Raw genomic sequence first — 21,238 nt, 5'->3', positions numbered from 1 at the left:
GATGGCCACGTTGATCACCCTCTTTGTCGCCGGTGGCGGTGCGCTCCACGCAATCCTTTGGGCGCAGACGCTTCGCCGAGAACAAAAAACGGCCCAAGCGTGGGCCGTGATCTTTCTCGCGTTGGGGCTTCTCCCGCTCGCCGTGTACCTCGTACTCCGTCCGTACTGAGCCTCACTCCGAACGGAAACGCCGGGGGGCGTCGGCTGACCGCCCTCACGGAGTCGGCCGACACCCGGCATCCGGACGGGACACGCTCACGTCTCGCGCAACCTCTGCATCGAGGCGGGCTAGCTCTTCTTCCAAGCGGTCGAGGATCCGCTTCCCCTCCTCGCGCGAGATGAGGCCGAGGCGTACGGCAAAGTCCACCTCGCGGGAAAGGCCAAACATTTGCGTATCGAGAACCTCCTGATAGAGGGGACAGTTCGGGAGGACGAGGTTTTCCCGTTGCACGCGGATGAGGCGCATGATGCGCTCCGCATCGGATTCCAAAATTTCCAGCGCCTTGGCGGCGAAGTCGACGTTGTCCATGCGAACCTCCCCCGACCGGGACACCCTTTACGCATTACTATAGCACAACGGACGCGGAGATTCGAACGTTCGAATTCGTTGCCGTTTCCCTGCGCTTTACCGCTGCGGGGCGAGGAGAAGGACGGTACGGCGACCGCCCCCGGCTTCGAGCACGACGTACGGCGACCCGGGAAGTCGCCGGGATGCCTCGTCCGGCGAGATCGCACCGAAGTACCCGTCGATCTCGCCGCGACGCAGAGCGGCGATCCCTTCCGGCCAAGGGAGTTCGCGAAAGCGCACCACCCCCCCTTGCGCCTCCGCCCATCGGCGCACGGCGAGGGCTTCTTCGCCTTGCGGATCGCGGTCGTTCCGGTGGGGGACGACCCCCCCGTCGAAGCCGATCACGTACACGAGATCCGTGTTCCGCACGAGACAATCCGCATCGGATTCTCCGCGTTCTCCCCCCGCCTGTAGCCTGCCGCCGAAGGCGGGGGGGCGTTCCGGAAGGAAGTCGCCCACCCCGTCCCTCGGAAGCGGCGAAACGGCTTCCGCGTCCGCGCGGACCGCGGCGACGATGGCCAGGGAGCCGTCCCCTTCGCGGCGGAAGCGGTACCGCCAGCGGACGACGATATCGTTCTCCCACTCTTCCTCCACGTCGGCTTCGAGCAGTTCGCCTCCCGCACCGTCCAATACACGACGGGGGTTTTGGGCGGACGGGCAGAGGCGGATCCTCCGCGGCCGGAGTTCGGGCGTACCTGAAGGAAGTTCTCCCTGGGCGATCATGTCCGAAAAGAGGCGCCGGAGTTCTGCATCCGTCCCCTCTAAGAGGGAGGCGTCGCGTTTTCGCAGGGCCTCGTCGAAGGAGACGGCAAAGCGCACGGCAACTTCCAGAACCTCGGGGGCCCGCATGTCGAAGCCGGGAGGTGCGCCGAGCCACCAGACGATGGCGTCGGCTTCTAAAGCCCGCTCGGGGGTGAGCCTTCGTACGGCAAACCAGGGCTCGGCCGCGCCCCCCTCCGGAGAGTTGTCCTTAAGGTCCGGGCAGGCATACCGAAGTTCGCCGGACACGGGAGGAAAGGGGCCGAACCTCCCCGGTCGCACCTCGGGCAGAGGAAATGCGATCCCCTCCCTTTCTCCTCCCGCGAGGAGTTCGAAGGTCCCGGTTTGGGAACCGGAGGATGCGCGTTCTCCCCCTTCCGGCACCCAGACATACAGAGCCGGGAGGTAGACGCGAAACGCGCGCCCCACCCGGACGAGGGAAAAGGGCGGTGGAAGCGCTTCGTCCGTCTCTCCTCGAAAGGCAAGGTGGGTGCTGAGCCACTCCCGGTAGGAAGGATCGGAACGATAGGCGGCCGCGAGGAGCGCCCCCCATTCGCGGGAAACGGGGTGCCAATGCCCCTCTTCGTCGCGCGTCACGGCGTAAGACGCCGCCGCATCCGGATCGCCCCGTTCCAAAGCCGAGAGAAAGGCCCCGCGCGTCGCCTCCGGGGCGCGCGAAAGCTCCCAGCGTTCGGCCACGTGGAACCCGATTCCCGCCGCCAGCGACGAAACGGCGAAAAACACCCCCAGGCGTACGAAAACGCGGCGCGGAACGAATCGCCCTGCGCGGTCGGAACCGAAAACAAACGTGCGGAAGGCACCGAAGCGGAACCCGACCGCCGCACGGCGGCCGAAGGACGATGCCGCGCCGCGGATTCGCCGCCAAATCGCCTCGAACCCGTACACGCCTTCACCATCTCCGCCCGTACGCACCGTTCCGTACTCGAAAGGCGACCGCCCTCCCCGCCACAAGGCGGAAAGGGCACACAGCCGCCCTACGTCCTTATGCAGCGGATGCGGGGGAAAGACCTCACGCGCTGAGCATCCCCCAGGCGAGAAAGAGTCCGTAGACTACGAGGGCCCAGAAAGAGGTGCGCACAGGGGAGGAACCGAGTTCCGGCGTAAGGGCCACGCCGAGAAGCGTTCCGCCCAAAAGGCCGCCGAAGGCGAGTACCGGGTGGACGGAGGCAAAGGCGAAGAGGAGAAGAAGCGCGATTCCAAGGAGGACGCCCGCGTCAACGAGAAATTCGCGCCCCAAGAGGCGACGGCGGCGGAGGAGAAAGCTCAAAAGGCCGCCGACGAGGGCGTAGAGCGCCGCCGTACCTCCCCAAGCTTCCGCACCTGAGAGGGCTTCCGCCCAGCGCACGCCCAAAAGTCCTCCGCCGACGTAGAGGGTGAGGAGGCGCGACGTACCGAAGGCGCTCTCCGCAGGAGGAGCGAGGACGTAGAGGGCAAGGGCGGCGAGGACGAGCGAGGGAAACCCGCCGAAGACGAAGGGAGACCCGAGCCCTTCCAAAACGAGGCCGAAGATCCCGGCATGCCGGAGCCAAATTTCCTGCAGGCGGTTGGCAAGCTCGGGCCAGGAGAGGAGAAGGTACGTGGCGGCAGACGTTCCGAGGAGAAGGTACGTGCCGAACATGGGCGGGCGTACTTCGAGACCTCTCTCGGGGGAAGGGGAAACGCCGTCTCCCTTCCGACGAAGGCCGCCCGCCAAGGGAGAAGAAGAAAAGAACCCGCTCCACCAGCGGGCGTAGCGCGGGAGGTACGGGCGAAGGCCGCCCGCAAGTACCTCTTGCCAAAAGGCGCACTCCCGCTTCGCCAGACCCTGGGAAAGGGGCGCTCCCCCCTCAGAGGTGGCGGAGAAGCCCCGAGCGTCCGCGTCTGAAACGGGGGAACCCACCCGGTCAGCCTCGTGGGCGAGTTCCTTCTTCTCCGAGGTACCGAAGGGGCAAGGCGACAGACGAACTTCTCCCGCCTCTTCCGCCGCCTGGGGCACCTCGGCGACGGAAAGCGCGAACTCCCCGTCGGCAGGGAAAAGGACCCCAAGCAAGAAGTTCGTGGCTCCGTGGACTTCCGCCAGCGCGGTGCTCACCGCATCGCCGTCGGAAAAAGGGCCGAGGTCGCTTCGCGCATCCTCCTCGCGCGCGGAGCATGCGACGAAGAGAAGCACAGCCTCGAGGGAAGGAGCGCGAAAACGCCGCCGGAGCATGTCCCCCATGCGGAGCGTCGCCCGCACGACTTCGGAGAGCGGGAACGCGTCCGGCGACGCGCAAAAGAGGCGCACGTATGTGACGCGCTCGCCGAGCTTTTCCACGAGGTGAACGGAAGGGCGCACCCCGCGGACGTCGTAGGCGTCCCGCCACGCCACGATGCGAAACCCGCGCCTCCGGATGTAGGCCTCGACGAACGCCCAAAATGCCGCCTCTCCCCAACTCTCTGCCCTCACGCGCCGTACCTCCCCCCGAACGCCCGCATGCGAAACGAGGGTGGTCCGCCGCTCACAGGCTTCCCACCCCCGTCGGAGAGGACCGCACACCGGCCGTGTCTATGGTGTCGCCTCCCCGGTCCCGCCTTCGCCGGATCGGGGCCGAAAGGAGGTCGTGCTCACTGAAACCGCTCTTCGATGAGCTCGCTCACTTCGTACCAGTATTCCTCTAGGCTGGGGGCGAAGAAGTAGTGGACGCCGTCGACCTCCACGTGGACGATGCTTTCGAGCTCCTTCATGAGGTCCACGCGCTCCTGCGGCGTGAACGCACGGCCGAGCTCGCGCTCCGCCTCGACCCACAGCATGCGGTAGGCGTCCTCGTAGAAGCGCTCCAACCCCAAGCGCGGAACGGCCTCGTAAAAGGGGCTGCGGATGCGCTTCTTCACGATGAGCGACACCTTCTTCACGTCCACCACCTCTTCTTTCTCCCGCGCGGCACCGAAGGCGCATCACCGCGGTCGCTTCGCCTCTAAGCATACTATATTTCTTCGAGTACCTTAAGACCTAAAACCTCCAACCCGTCGGCGAGCACGCGGGCGACGCGGGCCACGAGGGCGAGCTTGGCCCGGCGCTCTTCCGCATCTTCGACGAGGATGCGCTCTTCTTGGTAGTAGCGGTTAAAGGCCTTGGCGACATCGAGGATGTGGCGGGCGACGGCGCTCGGCTCGTAGAGTTCGATCCCTTTGCGCACGGCCCGAGGATAGGCAGCGACGAGCTTGAGCAGTTCCCACCCCCGGTCGCCCGCAATTCCCCGGACGTCCGAAGGCACGGCGGCCAACGCCTCTTCGTAGGGCTCACCCGCCCGGCGAAAGAGGCCCTTCGCCCGCGCGTACGTGTACTGCACGTAGGGGCCCGTCTCCCCTTCGAAGCTCAAGGCTTCCTCCATGTCGAAGTCGACGTCGTGGAGCCTGCTCTGCCGTAGGTCGCCGAAGATCACCGCCCCGACGCCGATCGCCTCGGCTACGGCCTCCTTGTCCGCAAGCTGGGGGCTCTTCTCCTCGAGGATCTGAAGGGCACGCGCCTTCGCCTCGTCGAGCACCTCTTCGAGGAAGATCACCCGCCCGCGGCGCGTCGAAAGCTTTTTGCCGCCGAAGCGGAGAAGGCCGAAGGGAACGTGGACGATCGCGTCGGCCCACGGGTACCCCATGCGCCGGAGAACGCCACGAAGTTGCTCGAAGTGGAGGGACTGCTCCCGACCGACGACGTAGAGGAGGAGGTCTGCACCGAGTACGTTCTTCCGGTAGAGGGCGGTGGCGAGGTCGCGCGTGAGGTAGAGGGTCGTCCCGTCGGACTTGAGGAGGAGGGCCGGGGGGAGGTCGTCGCCGAGGCGGACGACAAAGGCGCCTTCGCTCTCCTCGAGAAGCCCCTTGGCCCGAACCTCTTCGAGAACCCCAGGAATCTGGTCGTTGTAGAAGCTCTCCCCGAGGACGTATTCAAAGGAAACCCCGAGGCGGTCGTAGATGCGCATAAACTCCTTGAGGCTCTCGTCGACGAACATCCGCCAGAGCTTCCGCGCCTCCGGGTCCCCGTCCTCGAGCCGCTTAAACCAGCGCCTCCCCTCGTCTTCGAGCTCCGGACGTCGCTCTGCCTCCTCGTGAAAGCGAACGTAGAGCTCGAGGTAGGCGCGGATCTTGTCCGGAGCACCTTTGGGAATTCCCCACATCGCGTACGCGGCCATGAGCTTCCCGAACTGCGTTCCCCAATCGCCGATGTGGTTCACGCGCAGGACTTCGTACCCCGCCCGAAGAAGGAGGTTCCGGATCGCCTGGCCGATCACCGTCGAGCGCAGATGTCCAACGCCGAACGGCTTGGCGATGTTCGGCGAGGACATGTCGATCACGACGCGCTTCCCCGCCCCCCAGGAAAAGCGGGCGAAATCCGGCGCCGCCGTCTCGCGCAGGATGTCGCGCACCGCCGCTTCCCGGGGAAGGGCGACGTTCACGTAACCGCCGTCCGCCCGGGCGGAAAACCCCCGCGCGGCCAACGCCTCTGCAGTTTCCCGGGCGATTTCGGCCGGCGGACGACGCCGCGCCTTGGCCAGACGAAAAGTGGGAAAGGCCACGTCCCCGAGAGAAGGATCCGGGGGCGTGTCCAAGAGCTGTTCGATTTCCTCGGGAGAAAGTTCCGAGACGAGTTCTGCCAACACATCGCGTACCGGTCGCCAGTACACCGCGTCAACCCCGCTTTCCCGAAATTCCCGCCGATCCAAGGTTCCGTGCAACCCGTTAGGCTATTGTACCGCAGCCGCACGCCGTATGACAAATCCGGGAAAGACGGGGAAGCGTATCTACTCGCACCCAGACACATGCGCAATCTCTACCAAAAGGCAAACATGATGGCGTTTGCCAAAAAGGATTTATGTATGAATAAAATACGAAAGACTTCTCGCATTACTTTACAAAGTAAGAAACGCGTTACTTTACAAAGTAAGAAAAGAGACTACTCAAAAGACCCATGAGGATCGATCCAAAAAACGCGGGCCAAAACCCGTGAACGACGAACCCGGATACGACGCTCCCCACGAGCCAAAAGAGGAGAGCGTTGACCACGAGGCCGAACAACCCAAGGGTGAGCACATTGAGGGGGAGGGTGAGGAGCATGACGACGGGGCGGAGCACGGCGTTTACCAGACCCCAGAGGAGCGCCGCGACGATCGCCGCGCCGACGCCGTGAACCTCGATTCCCCGCAAAATGTAAGGGAGAAGGAGGATCGCAATCGCGTTACCGAGGAAGCGTACGAGCACGGTACATCCCCTTTCCGCACGCCACGTGAAAGGACGTCTCCGACCCCAGCATACCAGATATACCCGCGCAAGAGAAGCGACCCCGATCGCCGAAAATCTGTCTTGACATCTGTAAGAAAAAGTTGTATGCATGACGCACGGGGGTGATGCCCCATGGCGAAGGCGATTCCCCAAGAGACGGGGCAACTCCCCCGCGGAGGAGTCGCAATTGCCGATTACCTCGTCGTCGGCGCCGGAGCGGCGGGGCTCGCGACGGCCCTCTGCCTCGGAAAGCGCGGCTCCGTGATCCTCATGAGCAAGGGATCTCCTCGGGCGAGCGCCTCCTATCGCGCCCAAGGGGGGATCGCCTATCCGCTTCCGGAAGAACTGAACGAACACGCGGAAGACACCCGCCGCACGGGGAGCGCCCTCGTGGACGAGGAGGTTCTCCGCACGTACCTGAGCCGCGCTGGCGACGCGTTCGCCTTCCTCGAGGACTTGGGCGTTCCCTTCGAACGCCATCCGGACGGTTCTTTGGTGCGCGTCCGCGAGGGAGGGTATACGCACGCGCGCATCGCGCGGACCGCCGACCACATCGGCCGTTCCCTTACGACAGCGATGATCCACGCCTTAGCGCACGCGCCCTCCGTCCGCATCTTGCCCTATGCCCGCCTCCTCCGCATCCTCGTGCACGAGGGAAATGCGGTAGGAGGGATTTTCTCCCGCAGGGGGACCCCGTTTGTCGTGCTCGCGCGGATGACCTTCCTCGCCACGGGGGGCTTTGCCGGACTCTTCGCCCGAAGCACACACGCGGCCCACGCCTTGGGAGAGGGAACCTTCCTCGCCTGGGAAGCCGGAGCCGTCCTCCGCGACCTCGAGTTCGTCCAGTTCCACCCAACGGCGCTTGCCCGCGGACGACTCCCCCTCCCTCTCCTCACGGAAGCCCTTCGGGGGAGCGGCGCGCGCATCGTCGACGCGGCGGGCGTCCCCCTCCTCGAGAGAATCCATCCCCTCGGAGACCTCGCCCCGCGGGACGTCGTCGCCCGTACCCTCTACGAAGAAGGGATGCGCGGGCGAAGCGCGTTCCTCGACCTTCGGCCGGTGGCGAACCTCCGGCAAAGGTTTCCCACGGTGTGGCGCATCCTCCGCCGTGCGGGCTTTGATCCAGAAAGGCCCGTCCCCGTCACGCCCGCCGCCCACTACACGATCGGGGGCATCCTCGCAAGCGCCGAGGGGCGGACGACCTTGCCCCGCCTGTTCGCGCTCGGCGAGGCCGCCTCCACGGGTTTCCACGGCGCAAACCGCCTGGCTTCGAATTCTCTTTTGGAAATCTTCGTCCAGTCTCTCCTCGCGTGCGAAGACGCGACGCGAACCGAGGCCCCCTTGCCCAACGAAGTAGCCGCCCACCACGCGCGGAAGGCCCTCGACCGCGTGCCCCGCGGCCTTCCCGACGTCCCCAAAAGCGCCCTTTTGCGCCGCGTCCGCGAACTCCTCTGGCGGCGCGCCGGGATCGTCCGCGACGGTACGGAACTCCGCGCGGCCCTCGACGAACTGAGCCGACTCCGGCAGAGGCTTGTAGCCCGCGCTTCTCCCGAAGCCGTACCCTTTCTCCCGGATGCGGCCGTCTTGGGTACCGCGACGCTCTTCGTCCGCTCCGCCCTCGCCCGCGAAGAAAGCCGCGGCGTGCACGCGCGGCGCGACTTTCCCGGGATGGAGGTGCGTCCGCGGCACACGCTCCTCCTTCCCCCGAAACGCCCCGATTCACGGGATCGGGAAACCTTTTACGGGTTTCCCTCCCCGGAAGAAGGAGAGCTCCTTCGGGTGAACGCAAAGGGCATCCCGGACGGCTTCCCCTCGCCGCCGACTCCCCTGCCGTGAGCAATGGCACCCCCGCGCGAGTGCAAGCGCGAAGAGGATGCGCCCGATTCTTTCTCGCTTCGGGAGTCGGGGCCGCGCGGGCGCAAGTACAAAGGGAATGCGTCCGACCTCTTCCTTGCCCCGGGAGACGGGGCACCTCGGCGCGGGCGCGAAGAGGAACGGCACACCCGGATAGAGAAATCTTTCACATAGGGAGACGCGAAAATCGGGCCCAAAGTACGGGCGCGAAAGGGGGATTCCCCGTGTGGACGACCAACCCCTACGTCCGGAAGATCCTCGCCGCCGCCCTCGAAGACGACCTCGGGCGCGCGGACCTCACGTCCTGGAGCGCGCTTCCCGACGTGCGGGCGACGGCGGTCGTGCGCGCGAAGCAGGCGGGGCGGATCGCCGGCCTCCCCTTTGCCGAGATCCTCTTTCGCCACCTCGACCCCAACGTGGAGGTGGAGAGGCTCGTCTGCGAGGGGACGGACGTGGAGGCGCAAACGGTAGTGCTTCGCCTGCGCGGGCGGGCGCACGCCGTCCTCGCGGCGGAACGCACGGCGCTCAACGTGCTCATGCGCCTTTCGGGCATCGCGACGCGCACCCGCGACCTCGCCGCGCGCATCGCGGAAAGCGGCGTGCGCCTTGCAGCGACGCGGAAGACGGCCCCTGGGTTCAGCTTTTTCGACAAATACGCCGTGGCCGTAGGCGGAGGTCTCCCGCACCGGTTCGGCCTCGACGACGGCATCCTCCTCAAGGACAACCACATCGCCCTCGTGGGATCGATCGGAGAAGCCGTACGCCGCGTGCGCGCCCAGTTCGGACCCTACCGCTTCCTGCAGGTGGAAGTGCGAAACGCGGACGAGCTCGAGGAAGCGCTTGCCGCCGGCGTAGACGGCGTCCTTTTGGACAACTTTTCGCCCCGAGCGGCGCGCGAGGCGGTCGCCTACAGCCGCGCGCGCGTACCCAAGGTGTTCGTCGAAATCTCCGGCGGGATCACGCCCGAAACCCTGCCGGAATATGCGAAGGCGCGGCCGGACGCCATCTCCCTCGGCTGCCTCACCCACTCCGCGCCCGCCCTCGACCTCTCCCTGGACGTCGTGGCGGGCGAATAGCCCCGGAGACGGTTCCGTCGCGACCCGAAGCGCCGCGCCACGGGAAACGTCGCCGCGGGCGGCGGCCCGATCTCGGAAAGGGTGCGGCGAACGGGCGGTTCCCCACCAAGACTTACCCCTAAGGAGGGAAGCCGATGGCCCCCGTTTCTTCTCTTCCGTCGGAAATCCTCGCCCTGCGGGAAAGCCTCCGGGGACGGGTCGCCCTCCTCGCCCACCAGTACGTCCTTCCCGAACTCGCCCGGCTGGCGGACGCCGTCGGCGACTCCCTGGAACTCGCCCGACTCGCCGCCGAACGGCCGGAAGGGAAGGTCCTCCTCCTGGGCGTCCGCTTCATGGCCGAAAGCGCGGCCCTCCTCGCCGGCGAGAACAAGCGCGTCTACGCCCCCGTCCCCACGGCGGGGTGTGCTTTGGCGAAAGCCGTGCGCGCGGACGCGCTCGCGCACGCCTTGGAAGAATCCGCCCGGCGGGGGCGGGAGGTCGTCCCCGTGGCCTACGCGAATACGGACGTCGCCGTCAAGGCGGTCGTCGGACGCCACGGCGGCGCCGTGGCCACTTCGGCAAATGCCGTAGCCGTTATACGCGCCTACCTGGACCGCGGAAAGAGCGTCCTCTTTCTCCCCGACGAAAACCTCGGCCGCGTCGTCGCCTGGACGCTCGGCTTGCGCGAAGAAGAAGTCCGCCTGTGGGGCGAGGCTCCCGTAGAGGACCGCCGCATCCGCCTCTTCCTGTGGCCGGGCGCCTGCCCCGTGCACGCGGCGCTGGACGCGGTAGACCTTCGCCGCCGAAAGGAATCCGAACCGCACGCCCGCTTCCTCGTGCACCCGGAGTGCCCCCTCCCCGCCGTGCGGGAAGCCGACGCCTGGGGATCCACGCGGCGCATCCAAGAATACGTGGAAAGCCTGCCCCCCAGGACGCGCGTGTACGTGGGAACGGAAGAGCACATGGTGCGCCGCCTCGCCGAAGACCACCCCGAGCTCGACGTCCGTCTCCTCCTCCCGCGCGAGTCAGCGGTCTGCCCTTACTTCGCCGCCCTCACGCCAGAGCGCGTCGCCGAAGCCCTACGAGCGATCGCTGAAGGACGCGGGGAGGCGTACGAGGTGCGGATTCCCCCAGAGCTCGCTTCGGACGCGCGCCGCGCCGTCGAGCGCATGGTGGCGCTCACGAACGCCGCAACTTCTCGCGGGTAGCGAGGAGCGCCGCAAAGAACGCCGTGAGGGGAATCGCCGCCACAAGACCGATGCTCCCCGTGAGGGCGCGGACAATTTCCGTCGCGATCACGTCGAGGTTTAGGATCTTGTGGAGAGACGCGCCGTAGGCGGTGAAGAGGAGGAGGAGGGGGATCCCGCTCCCCGCATACGCCAGAATGAGCGTGTTCGCCATCGTGCCCATGATGTCTTCCCCGACGTTCATCCCGGCGCGGAAGAGTTCCCAGCGGCCGAGCTCCGGGTTTGCCCGGTGGACCTCTTCTACAGACGAGGCGATGGAGATCGCCACGTCCATCACAGCGCCAAGGGCGCCGAGGAGGATCCCTGCAAAGAGGAGGCCACGGAAGTCCAAGGCGATTCCCTGCGGGATGTAGAGGAGCATCTGCGCCTCGTCGCCCGAAAGCCCCGTGAGGCGGACGCGCGTGCCTACGAAAAAGGCGAGAAAGCCGGCGACGAGCACGCCGCCCAAGGTGCCCAAGATGGCGGCAAGGCTCTTGCGGTTGAACCCCGCGACGAAGGTCATCGCCACCACGGTGATGAGGAGGACGATGCCGAGGGCGAGGGGGACGGGAGGATATCCCTTGAGGATGTAGGGGACGAGGACGCCGACGATGAGGGAAAAGGTCACCGTGAGGGTGACGATCGCCGAGATCCCCTTTTTCCGCCCTACGGCGACGAGGGCGGCGGCAAAGAGGAGGACGAGGTAGAGAAGGTAGTTTTCCCGGTAGTAGTCCGTGATGTACACCTCGGGGCCCGTCGGCCCGGACACGACAGCCACGAGAACCCGGTCTCCGGGGTGGGCTACGACGTCGAAGGCCGGCTGGCCGGAAAGGTGGTTTTCCACGGTAAACTCTCGGCCCGCGTAAGGGCCCTTGAGGACCCGGAGCTTCACCTCTTGGACGCCGCCGCCGAGGGACCCGAGCTCGGGAGTCGCCCGCACTTCCGTCGCCTCAAGGACGACGGCCGGGTAGAGGTGTTCTTCGCCAGAGGCGCGGGGCGGAGGAACGTTCGCCTCCCCCGCCGAAGGTGCGGGGCCGACCGCGGGACTCGACCCTTCTCCCGAAGAACCCGAGATCCCCGGCGCAGGCCCAAAGCCTCCGTTTGAAGCGGCAAGCGACGACGGCCCTCCTGCTCCGAATACGACGAGGCCAAACAGCACGACGAACAATACTCTGTACGTGACACGGCCGATTCGGCGAAACGACACCAAAGCTCCCTCCCTCGGGTACGCGACTCGCCCTTTCCGATGGAGCAGCCAATGCCTCCGGAGTGCAGCAGGAAAACTTTCGCAGGATCCGGAACGCACGTTCTTACGTGCCCAATTCTACAGCAAAAAAAGCCCCCGCGGCGGCGCCGCGGGGGAATGTCGTGTATTTCCAAGGGGGGCCAACCACAGGTACTACCGATTGCCGACACGCCCGGGGAATCCTCAGAACGGGGAAACGCGTGCAGCGGATGCTCGAGACGCCCTCGACGTCACGCTTGCGGGGCGACCCCCGCGCCCTTGCCGCGACGCGCCGCCCGCTCTGCCTCCACCTCCGCAACGGGGACGAGCTTTTCCGCCCACTTAGGCGAGTGCTCCTCTGCGTACTCCATGGGAACGTAGCCCGCGCCGAAGCGGAACATCGCCTTGAAGTCCGTGAACATGATGAGGGCGAGCGGCACGTGGACGAAGAGCATGAAGAGCGTAACGAAGAGCGTCACCCACACGTGGAGGTTGAAGAAGAGAGCCGCCCAGTACTTCCCGAGGGCCTGCGGGAAGTAGTACAGGCTCCAACCGGTCACGATTACGAGGAGGACGGTGAAGACGACGAGGATGGCGTAGAACTTTTGCCCCGCGTTGTACTTGGACTGCGGGTAGGTCTTGGGCGAGCCGATTTTGAGGAACTTGTACGGGTAACCGCCGAGGTTCGTCCACCACAGCCAGGTGTCGCGGTCCCAGGTGAAGATCTCCTTGAGAAAGTACACGGCACGGTCGAAGGCGAAGATGGCGTAGGCCAAGGTCGCAAACGTGAGGACGGCGCCGAAGTAGACGTGCCAGCGCATGAAGGCCGCCGCCGTCGCATCGCTTACCCAACCGAAGTACACGCCGAAGCCCGTGATCGCAAGGCCGAACCACGTCACGAGGAGCGTAAAGTGCATGAGCTGGCTCGGCAGGCTGTGCTTGAGGGCCACCTTTTGCGCCACGAACGTTCACCTCCCGAAAATTCTCGCGCATGCCGCACGGGCAGCTATTCCCTTACAGGTCGAGGCGGAACTTGGAGCGCGGCGCGTAGGACGTGTGGAGCAGGTGGTGCGTGACGTGGCTCACGGGGTGTTCGCCGAACTCCTCGTAAAAGGTCTTGATCATGGGCGTCTGGTGGCTCGCGGCGAGGCCGAGCTTTTCCCGTACGCGCTTGTCGTCCTTGTACAGGCCGGCCTGGCGCATCTGGATGTACTTGTTCCGCTTCGCGATGATGTCCGTGAGCTTGTATCCGCCGAGGGCGAGAAGGGCGACGCCCACACCCGCAAGGGTGAGGAAGGAACGCCGCGTGATCCCGCGGTCGAGCGGAGGCTCCACGTACACCTCGGGTTCTTGCACTTCGACTTCCGCCGCCGGACGAACTTCCCTTTCTACGGCCATCGCAGGAGTCCTCCTTTCCCCGGATTTTTCTGCCCAACCTCACACACGCACGAGCGGAAGCAGCGGGTCGATCCACGACGTACCCATCGGGTTTACCGGCTGACCTCCACCGTTGATGCACCCGCCGGGGCACGTCATGACCTCGATGAAGTGGAACTCGCTCTTTCCTTCCGCAACTTCGCGGAGGATGGGCTTTAGGTGGGAGGCGTGCGTTCCGATCCCGTTCACCGTCGCCACCTTGAGGTCGAAGTGGTCCGCTCCGAGGGCCTTTTGGAACTCCGGCGCCAAGGGCACGCGGATCGTCGCCGCCGCCACAGCGTTCGTGTAGCCGCGGACCGCTTCGAAGTCCCACGTCTTGTCAACGGCCGAAGGTTCCTGACCAGAGAGCACGGCAAAGGCGAAGCGCACCGCCGCCTCCATGACCCCGCCGCTCACGCCGAAGATCGTCGCACCGCCGGAGTACTGTTCGAATTCCTGCGGTTTGTCTTCGGAATCCTTGGGCATGGAGAGGAGGTCGATGCCGAAGTCGCGGAAGAGCTGGGCGAGTTCGCGCGTCGTGATCACGGCGTCTACGTCGCGCATCTCCGTCCCGTGCGGGATGATCCCCTTTTCCTCGAGGTAGTGCTGGGCCGCCGTAAACTCCGGCCGCGACGCCTCGAAGATCTTGGCCGTGCAGGGCATGATCCCTACGGTAAAGACGTCGCGCGGGTCGACCTTCCAAACCTTGAGGGCGCCGTACGTCTTGGCCGTAGGCCCGGCCATGAGGAGCGGGCTACGGGCGCTCGAGAGGTGCGGCAAGATGTCCGGGTAGTAGAGTTCGGCAAAGCGCACCCACGCCGGGCAGCAGCTCGTAAACTGCGGCAAGGGCCCGGGCTTGAGCTCTTCGAGGTTGAGGGTGAACTCCTTCCCCCAGAGCTTGAGGGTGACCTTTTTGAGGCCGAAGATGTTGTACAGGATGCGCCCGACGAGCTCCGTCCCCTCTTCGAGGATCGTCTGGTCCGCCGCGTAGTTGTTGTCGTAGATCTTAAATCCGGCCTTCTTGAGCGCCGCGTGGAGCTGTCCGACGGTGAGCGTGCCCGGAGGCTGACCGAACTCCTCGGCGATCGCCACGCGCACAGCCGGCGCGGGGATTCCGACGACCGTCGTCTTGCCGTCCTTGAGCTTCTTTTCCACGAGCTCGAGTTGGCTCATCTGCTCGATGGCTCCGAACGGGCAGTTCGTGAGGCACTGACCGCAGTTGATGCACCGGTCGACGTCGATCTTGTGCGTGACGCCGATTTCTCCGGAAATCGCGTCTGCGGGGCACACCTTGCGGCACGTATCGCAGCCTACGCACCGGTCCGGATTGATGTGGATGATGCCCCGGAGTTCGCCCTTCCGGTAGGTGCCGGTGGCCTGCTTGAGCGGTTCCGAAGCGGGAAAGGTCCGCACCTTCATCGTAGACATCCCATTCCCTCCCTTTCTCCCGAAAGCGTGTTTCCCCCGTGCCTGCGCCCTTCTCCTCCAATCGATCCGACTCACTCGCAAACGTCCTTCCCGTAGTTCCTCCGTCGGGGCGAAGTCCCGCGCACCCCACGCGCCTTCTGCGAGAAACCCTTTTCGCAAGCGCTTCCAACTCTCACGTCGACCCTCTGCCGTCTGCATACCCCGTACCCTACTTCTACGTGCGCGGATCGCCCCTTTCCGAAGCACCTCCTTCCCTTTCCTTTCCTTTCCTTGCGTCCCCTGCTCCCGGTCAGTCGTCCCGAGCGAGCCGGGTACGCGGCCGGGATTTTGCATCCCCCGACTCTGCGCGACGCGTCGTACGTGCTGGGATGCGTGCCGGGTTTTCTACATGGACACAGTGGAAAACTATTTTAGCTATTCTTGCTACTTTCTCCGCTTCCAATGTAACAGGTCATAGCACAAAAAGTCAAGTACGTGATACGAGGCTTTGCGGGGGGTTCACACTTTTTTCGTTTTCTCAACGATTCTCGTTATCGCGGACTCGGCCCAAGTCCGAGGAAGGCCGTGGAGTAGGGGCGGTCCCCACGGGCCGCCCCTTCTCCTCGTGCGCTTCTTCCCCTCGCTCCGCCGTTCGGCACCTTCGGATCGCAGGTACGTCCGGAGGTATGCGCCCTTCGCGCGGCAACGGCCCGCACGTTCGCCTCTCTCCTCACAGGTAGAGGTCGCGCTCGCCCTCCTCTTCGATTCGGCGCATGTAGTCCTTCACGAGGGCGGCCATCTTGGGCTTCTTCGCCTCCGCTTCGCGGAAGTACTCCTGGATGTGCTGCTCTCCGAGCTGGCGCGTCTTTTCCGAAGCGTAGTCCAAGAGATACTCCTTGAGCGTGAGGTATCCGTTGGGCGTGCAGAAGTTTTGGATGAGCCCCGTCTTGGCAAAGGGCATGAAGTTGTCCCCCGTGCGTCCGGCGCGGTAGCAGGCGGTGCAGAAGGAGGGGATGAATCCGTCTTGCATTGCGGAGTAGATGAAGTCGTCGAGCGTCCGTTCGTCGTTGATGAGGAACTGCTGCATCTCCAGACCGCGCTCGCGCCGCGAGTACCCCCCGAGGGAAATGTTGGATCCGGCATCGGTCTGGGAGACGCCAACCTTGAAGAGCTCCTGCCGGAGGGCCGCCGGTTCGCGCGCCGTGAGGATGAGCCCCGTGTACGGGATGGCGAGGCGGTAGATGGCGATGATCTTTTTGAGCGTCGCGTCGTCGATGCGGTAGGGGGACTTGTACGTGAAAGGCGTGTTGATCGCCGGCTCGAGGCGCGGGAAGGAAACGGTGTGCGGACCTACGCCGAACTCGCGTTCCATGTCCAGCGCGTGGTAGATCGTCGCCATGACCTCGAAGCGCCAATCGTAGAGGCCGAAGAGGACGCCGATCGCCACGTCGTCGATCCCCGCCTCCTGCGCACGGTGCAGGGCGAAAAGGCGCCACTTGTACGAGTGCTTGAGGTCACCCTTGGGGTGGACCTTGCGGTAGGTCTCCGGGTGGTACGTTTCCTGGAAGACCTGGTACGTTCCGATGCCTACGGCGTGCACTTCCTTGTACTCTTCCACGGTGAGGGGGGCGGCGTTCACGTTCACCCGGCGAATCTCCCCCGGCCCCTCCTTGATGCTGTACACGCGGGCGATGGAACGGACCATGTAGTCCACGTCGCTGTTCGGGTGTTCGCCGTATACGAGGAGGAGCCGCTTGTGCCCCATGCGGATGAGGGCGCGAACCTCTTCTTCGATCTCTTGGTCGTTCAGCGTCTTGCGCACCATCGCCTTGTTTGCCGCACGGAAGCCGCAGTAGATGCAGTTGTTCACGCACTCGCTCGAGAGGTAGAGGGGCGCGAAGAGGACGAGGCGGTTGCCGTAGACCTTGCGCCGCACCTTCCAGGCCATGTCGTACATCTCTTCGAGGAGATCGGGGTCGGTGGTGTTGATGAGCACCGCCGTTTCCCGCGGGCCGAGACCTGCCAGCGTGTACGCCTTGGCGAGGATCTCCCGCACTTCCTGGGGATCGGGATTCTTCGTCTCTTCGAGGTAGCGCCAGATCTCCTCCTCTTTGACGAAGATCTCGCGTGTCTCCGTCTCCTCGTAGCGCTCGATCATCTCGAGGCGCTTCGCCTTCCACGTCTTTTCCGAAAGCGTGAGGACCATACGCCTTCCCTCCTCCAGAAGTCTTCTCCTCCAAACCTTCCCTGTCCCCCGATCCTCTCTTGCCCTGTGAACCGCCCCTACCCGAAGCTCTACCGCCGCCGCACCCGCCTACGTGCGGACACCCTACTTGCGCCGCCGAAGTACCCCCTCCCGCAATCCGAAAGCGCTTTCTCTCTTGCCTTCTATCTTAGCATACTTTGGAGAAAACGTAGCACCAAATCTCTCCTTGGAGCGATTTTGTTGGCATTCGTTCACAATTCGCCTCCCCGGGATGCAGGCGCCACGCCTTGCCACATAACCGACACAGATGTCGTCGCCTCCTTCGGCAGAGGTGGAAGCGGTAACCGCCCGAGACGACGGAGGGGCGTTCAATCTTCCGTAAAAAAGATGTCCACCTCGATGAAGTCCCGGAGCATACGGTCCACATCGGCGTGGCGGAATTCATCTCGGGCTACGAAGATGAGGCGGCGCACATGCTTTACGGCCACGGATACGTCCATCGCCGCACGGGCAAACGTCGCCACGGAGGCGTCGAACGGGCAACGACATCCGCCCGCACCGAGTGCGGGAATGGCGAGCGAGGTGAGCCCTTCGTCTTCTGCAACGCGCAGGACGGCCATGTATCCCTTGTAAAGCTTTTCGCCGAGCTTGGAATCCCAAGCCCCGTCGCAGGCGGGAGGAAACATGCCGATCACACCGCGAAGTTCCTCGGGAAGTGCGGTTCCCCCTCCCGCACCGGGATCCCGCGCGAGAAAGAAGGCCTGGTGTGCGCGGGGTAGGTCGTCGGAGAGGGCGCGTGCCGCGGCGGATGTGGCCTCGCGAAAGCGCTCCGTTCCGCCCCACGCCTCGGCCACCGCCGCCGCCACACCGGAAAGGTCGCGCGTGAGGTCTTCCGGAAGGGGAACTGCCCACGCATCTGCGGGCACTTCGACGATGGTACCGTGACGGACTTCCAGGGTGAGCTTCCCAAGGGTGTACATCGCCTTCGCTCCTTTTCCGAGATAGTGGTCGACTTTCCCGCCTCGGGACGAGGCATCGACCGACCAATCGGGCCAACCGGGGGCGATTCCCCTCGCCGTCTCCTCCTCTGTAGGTGGTTCGCCAGACGTACCCCAGAAACCCGGAGCCAGCGGGAGGAAGCGCGCTGGTCGCGCCGCCCTCAGTCGACCACGAGCCCGACTTCCGCAGCCTGCCGTTCCCAGTAGGCGTAGACGTTTTCCCCGTCGTCGACGAGGTCGGCCTTGGTCTTCCCTGGGTAGAGGTCGTAGTGCACCTTCCACCGGGGTGGGGTGACGTCGGGCATCACGACGTTGGGGCCGCAGAGGAGGGGGAGGTGGGGGTTGTCGCGGAAGGCCACGCGAAGCGCGGTCGTCGCCGGCAAGTGCGTCTCCGGGAGGTTGAGGCGCGTGAGCGCCACCATCTTGAGCGTGAGTATAGGGGAACCCGGCGCCGCATCGCGAAGCGGCGTCTCGGGATGCGGGATGAAGGGACCAACTCCGGCCATCTCCGCCCGAAGTTCGCGCATGAAGATCACGTCGTCTACGAGGCTCTCGAGTGTTTGACCGGGCAGGCCGACCATCATCCCCGGCCCCGTGGCGTACCCGAGGGATTTGAGCGTGTAGAGATGCTCCCGGCGTACGCCAAAGCTCGTCCCGGGGTGCAGCCGGGCGTAGAGTTCGGGGTCGCTCGTCTCGTGTCGCATGAGGTAGCGGTACGCTCCGGCGTCCATGAGCCGACGATAGGCCTCAAAGGGGAGCTCCCCCACGGAAAGGGTGAGGACTACGCCGTAGCGCGTGACGATTTCGCGCACCAAACGCACGAGGCGGTCGGGGTGCCACGCCCCGTCTTCTCCGGATTGGAGGACGATGCGGCGGAACCCCATGCGAATGGCGCGCTCCACCGCGGCAAAGATCTCTTCCTCGTCCATCCGGTAGCGGACGAGGTTGCGGTTGGAGCGGCGGAGCCCGCAGTACAGGCAGTCGTTTCGGCAGATGTTGGAAAACTCGATGATGCCCCGGAGCACGAGCACGTTTCCGAAGACCTTGAGGCGCACGAGGTGGGCCGCCCGGCAGAGGATGTGGAGGACTTCTGGGTCCTCGGGGTCCCGAAGGAGGGCGAGCATTTCCTCCTTGGTGAAGGGCGGGCCCGCTAGGGCGCGGTGCGCGAGGGCTTTGGGATCAAAGAGCTCGTTGGGCACGGCGGCAGAAGAAGGCTTTGCCGAAGGGAAGACCGTCACGGGGATCCCCTCCCCGAAGCCGGCTTTGCCGAACGCGGGTCCTTCGCCTCCTCCCCTTCCGACGGAACTTCGTCGAGAAGGGCTTGAAGTTCTGAAAAGGGAGAAAGGCCGCGCCGAAGGACGCCCTGCATGTAGGCGAGGGCGACGCCGTAGTTCACGAGGGGGACGCCAGCCTCCCGCGCCTGGACGATGCGGGAAAGCATCTCGCGCCGGTTTAACATGCACGCCCCGCAGTGGATGATGAGCCGGTACCCCGCGAGCGGTTCGGGAAGCGGGCCCGCGCCTTGGTGGTAGTCGATGTGCACCTGGTCCCCCGTGCGGCGCCGAAGCCACCCGCCGATCTTCACGCGGGCGATGTCGTCTTCCGTGGTGGGGTGCGTGCACGCTTCGGCAATGAGGACGCGGTCCCCCGGGGCAACCCGCGGAAGCTCCCGCACCCCGCGAACGAGCGTCTCCAGATCCCCCTTGTAGCGGGCGAAGAGGACGGAAAAGGACGTAAGGGGGATCTCTTCCGGCACGATCTGGGCGACGGGACCGAAGACGGACGAGTCCGTAATCACAAGCCGCGGCCGAATCCCCCGGGCAAAGACGAGGGGAAGGTCACGGTCCTCCACGACGAGGGCAAGACCCCCGTGGTCGATGATGTCCCGCAGGACCTCCTGCTCGGGGAGGATGAGGCGCGCCTTGGGAGCTCCGGCGTCATGGTGCGTCACCATGACGAGGAGATCGCCGGGATCGAAGAGGTCGCCGACGATCGTCGGGAGTGCCCAATCCCCCGGAAGGGTGTCCACGATCTGCCGGAGGAGTTCGTTCACCCCTTCGCCCCGCTCGGCACTCACGAAGGTCGGGGCGGAAGGCAGGCGGCGGGCGAGTTCCTCCCGTTCTGCGGGGGTGAGGATGTCCGCCTTGTTCACCACGAGCACATACGCCGTCCCTCGGCGGCGAAAGAGGTCGAGGAGGCGTTCCTCCGGTTCTCCCCACCCCTGCGCGGCGTCGACGACGAGCAAGGCGAGGTCAGTGCGCGCGAGCATGTCGAGCGACTTGCGCACCCGGAGGGCGCCCAATTCCCCACCGTCGTCGTCAATCCCCGCGGTGTCGATGAGGACTACCGGTCCCAGAGGATGGAGTTCCATCGCCTTGAGGACGGGATCGGTCGTCGTGCCGGCTACGGGCGAGACGATGGCAAGGTTTTGCCCCGTGATCGCGTTGAGGAGCTGGGATTTTCCCGCGTTGCGCCTCCCGAAGAGGGTGATGTGCGGCCGTTCTCCTCGGGGTGCCGCAGACGTCGAACTCCACGTCACGGTCGTCCCCCTCCTTCCCGAGGATGGAGTTCCATCGCCTTGAGGACGGGTTCGATCGTCGTGCCGGCTACGGGCGAAACGATGGCGAGGTTTTGCCCCGTGATCGCGTTGAGGAGCTGGGATTTTCCTGCGTTGCGCCTCCCGAAGAGGGTGATGTGCGGCCGTTCTCCTAGGGGTGCCGCAGATGTCGAACTCCACGTCACGACCGTCCCCCTCCTTCCCGAGGAGGAAGGCCCTCCGCTTCCCCCGCGGCACTTCCCTCCTCCGCGTCAGCGGCACCTTCTCTCTCCGCCGCCCGCACGCGCGCCCGCAGCTCTTCGAGGATTGTCCGAAGCGGAGGATCCACGGGCCGCCGCGCGCCCTCGGGGTAGTCCTCCCACCCCACGCGTTCGACGAACACGTACCAGTCCCGCCCCAGGGAAAAGCGCTCCGGCGGGAAAAAGGTCTCCTCGCCGTACCCGCCCACGTGGTGAAAGCGTCGCCCGCCGACGAGCCGGGCGAAGTACATCCGGCGCACGACGCCCGTCTCCACGGCGCGACGGGCCACGGACAAAAGGCCGTCGAGGAGTTCTCCTTCCTCAGCGATGAGCTTCCCCGGCCCGGATGTTCCCTCCCGCAAGGCACCCTCCCCCCTCAAACCGAACTTCGCCCTCCGACATGCTGGTAGCAAGTTTCTATTTCGGTCATGTTACAGGATAGCATGTTTTCCAAGAGAGGAGCAACGAAGGAATTGTG

At 65.2% G+C, this 21,238-nt stretch carries 20 protein-coding genes; 4 read left to right on the top strand and 16 right to left on the bottom strand.

The annotated features are described in order from the left end of the window. The first annotated feature begins 1 nt into the window (after position 1). Positions 2-169: a hypothetical protein gene (locus C7438_RS09065; protein WP_170143445.1), complete on the top strand. Its 168-nt coding sequence runs from the start codon at positions 2-4 to the stop codon at positions 167-169. Positions 170-214: 45 nt separating this feature from the next. On the opposite strand, the gene C7438_RS00465 is transcribed toward C7438_RS09065, so the two are convergent. The 6 genes from C7438_RS00465 to C7438_RS00440 form a co-directional block, all read right to left on the bottom strand. After that, the gene (locus C7438_RS00465) at positions 215-529 is read right to left on the bottom strand and encodes an Fpa/YlaN family protein (RefSeq protein WP_121443401.1); all 315 of its coding nucleotides are present in this window, start codon (positions 527-529) and stop codon (positions 215-217) included. A 96-nt stretch (positions 530-625) separates the two neighbouring features. Next, positions 626-2,233 carry a transporter substrate-binding domain-containing protein gene (locus tag C7438_RS00460; protein ID WP_147401941.1) on the bottom strand — a complete coding sequence of 536 codons (1,608 nt, stop codon included), beginning with the start codon at positions 2,231-2,233 and terminating at the stop codon, positions 626-628. Positions 2,234-2,357: 124 nt separating this feature from the next. Continuing rightward, positions 2,358-3,773, bottom strand: a complete 1,416-nt coding sequence (locus C7438_RS00455; RefSeq protein ID WP_121443399.1) for a rhomboid family intramembrane serine protease — start codon at positions 3,771-3,773, stop codon at positions 2,358-2,360. Positions 3,774-3,931: 158 nt separating this feature from the next. Beyond that, on the bottom strand, positions 3,932-4,219 hold the full coding sequence (locus C7438_RS00450) for a hypothetical protein (protein WP_147401940.1): 288 nt from the start codon (positions 4,217-4,219) through the stop codon (positions 3,932-3,934). Positions 4,220-4,290: 71 nt separating this feature from the next. Continuing rightward, positions 4,291-5,982 (bottom strand): arginine--tRNA ligase, encoded by a 1,692-nt coding sequence (argS, locus tag C7438_RS00445; protein ID WP_211321988.1) that lies wholly within the window; start codon positions 5,980-5,982, stop codon positions 4,291-4,293. A 244-nt stretch (positions 5,983-6,226) separates the two neighbouring features. Next, a complete protein-coding gene (locus tag C7438_RS00440; protein WP_211321987.1) occupies positions 6,227-6,556 on the bottom strand; it encodes a phage holin family protein in 330 nt (109 codons plus the stop codon). A gap of 153 nt (positions 6,557-6,709) precedes the next feature. Here C7438_RS00440 and C7438_RS00435 point away from each other — a divergent pair, with 153 nt between their 5' ends. The 3 genes from C7438_RS00435 to C7438_RS00425 all read left to right on the top strand — a co-directional run bounded on the left by C7438_RS00435 (position 6,710) and on the right by C7438_RS00425 (position 10,694). Then, the gene (locus C7438_RS00435; RefSeq protein ID WP_121443396.1) at positions 6,710-8,413 is read left to right on the top strand and encodes an L-aspartate oxidase; all 1,704 of its coding nucleotides are present in this window, start codon (positions 6,710-6,712) and stop codon (positions 8,411-8,413) included. 242 nt (positions 8,414-8,655) lie between these two features. Then, positions 8,656-9,507 carry a carboxylating nicotinate-nucleotide diphosphorylase gene (nadC, locus tag C7438_RS00430; protein ID WP_121443395.1) on the top strand — a complete coding sequence of 284 codons (852 nt, stop codon included), beginning with the start codon at positions 8,656-8,658 and terminating at the stop codon, positions 9,505-9,507. A gap of 134 nt (positions 9,508-9,641) precedes the next feature. Next, positions 9,642-10,694, top strand: coding sequence for a quinolinate synthase (locus C7438_RS00425; protein WP_121443394.1), 1,053 nt, complete (start codon positions 9,642-9,644; stop codon positions 10,692-10,694). On the opposite strand, the gene C7438_RS00420 is transcribed toward C7438_RS00425, so the two are convergent. The 10 genes from C7438_RS00420 to C7438_RS00375 form a co-directional block, all read right to left on the bottom strand. Further along, on the bottom strand, positions 10,666-11,919 hold the full coding sequence (locus C7438_RS00420; RefSeq protein ID WP_170143444.1) for a YibE/F family protein: 1,254 nt from the start codon (positions 11,917-11,919) through the stop codon (positions 10,666-10,668). The two genes, C7438_RS00425 and C7438_RS00420, sit on opposite strands and share 29 nt — an antisense overlap. A gap of 269 nt (positions 11,920-12,188) precedes the next feature. Beyond that, positions 12,189-12,899, bottom strand: a complete 711-nt coding sequence (locus tag C7438_RS00415; RefSeq protein WP_121443392.1) for a cytochrome b/b6 domain-containing protein — start codon at positions 12,897-12,899, stop codon at positions 12,189-12,191. 52 nt (positions 12,900-12,951) lie between these two features. Next, positions 12,952-13,335: an iron hydrogenase small subunit gene (locus C7438_RS00410; protein ID WP_121443391.1), complete on the bottom strand. Its 384-nt coding sequence runs from the start codon at positions 13,333-13,335 to the stop codon at positions 12,952-12,954. A gap of 39 nt (positions 13,336-13,374) precedes the next feature. Continuing rightward, complete coding sequence (locus C7438_RS00405) at positions 13,375-14,781, bottom strand: [Fe-Fe] hydrogenase large subunit C-terminal domain-containing protein (RefSeq protein ID WP_121443390.1); 1,407 nt, start codon at positions 14,779-14,781, stop codon at positions 13,375-13,377. 709 nt (positions 14,782-15,490) lie between these two features. Continuing rightward, positions 15,491-16,966 carry a [FeFe] hydrogenase H-cluster radical SAM maturase HydG gene (hydG, locus tag C7438_RS00400; protein WP_121443389.1) on the bottom strand — a complete coding sequence of 492 codons (1,476 nt, stop codon included), beginning with the start codon at positions 16,964-16,966 and terminating at the stop codon, positions 15,491-15,493. A gap of 368 nt (positions 16,967-17,334) precedes the next feature. Continuing rightward, positions 17,335-17,946: a macro domain-containing protein gene (locus C7438_RS00395; protein WP_121443388.1), complete on the bottom strand. Its 612-nt coding sequence runs from the start codon at positions 17,944-17,946 to the stop codon at positions 17,335-17,337. 179 nt (positions 17,947-18,125) lie between these two features. Further along, positions 18,126-19,202, bottom strand: a complete 1,077-nt coding sequence (hydE, locus tag C7438_RS00390) for a [FeFe] hydrogenase H-cluster radical SAM maturase HydE (RefSeq protein ID WP_121443387.1) — start codon at positions 19,200-19,202, stop codon at positions 18,126-18,128. Further along, positions 19,199-20,503, bottom strand: coding sequence for a [FeFe] hydrogenase H-cluster maturation GTPase HydF (gene hydF / locus C7438_RS00385; protein ID WP_121443386.1), 1,305 nt, complete (start codon positions 20,501-20,503; stop codon positions 19,199-19,201). The genes hydE and hydF overlap by 4 nt, the downstream gene beginning before the upstream one ends. Then, the gene (locus C7438_RS00380) at positions 20,500-20,706 is read right to left on the bottom strand and encodes a GTPase (RefSeq protein WP_121443385.1); all 207 of its coding nucleotides are present in this window, start codon (positions 20,704-20,706) and stop codon (positions 20,500-20,502) included. Before C7438_RS00380 ends, hydF begins: the two co-directional genes overlap by 4 nt. Then, positions 20,703-21,122, bottom strand: coding sequence for a hypothetical protein (locus tag C7438_RS00375; RefSeq protein ID WP_147401939.1), 420 nt, complete (start codon positions 21,120-21,122; stop codon positions 20,703-20,705). Before C7438_RS00375 ends, C7438_RS00380 begins: the two co-directional genes overlap by 4 nt. Between the last annotated feature and the right edge of the window lie 116 nt (positions 21,123-21,238).

The sequence above is a fragment of the Brockia lithotrophica genome (assembly GCF_003633725.1).
Lineage (GTDB): Bacteria > Bacillota > Bacilli > Thermicanales > DSM-22653 > Brockia > Brockia lithotrophica.
This window is presented reverse-complemented; position numbering and strand designations above follow the sequence as displayed.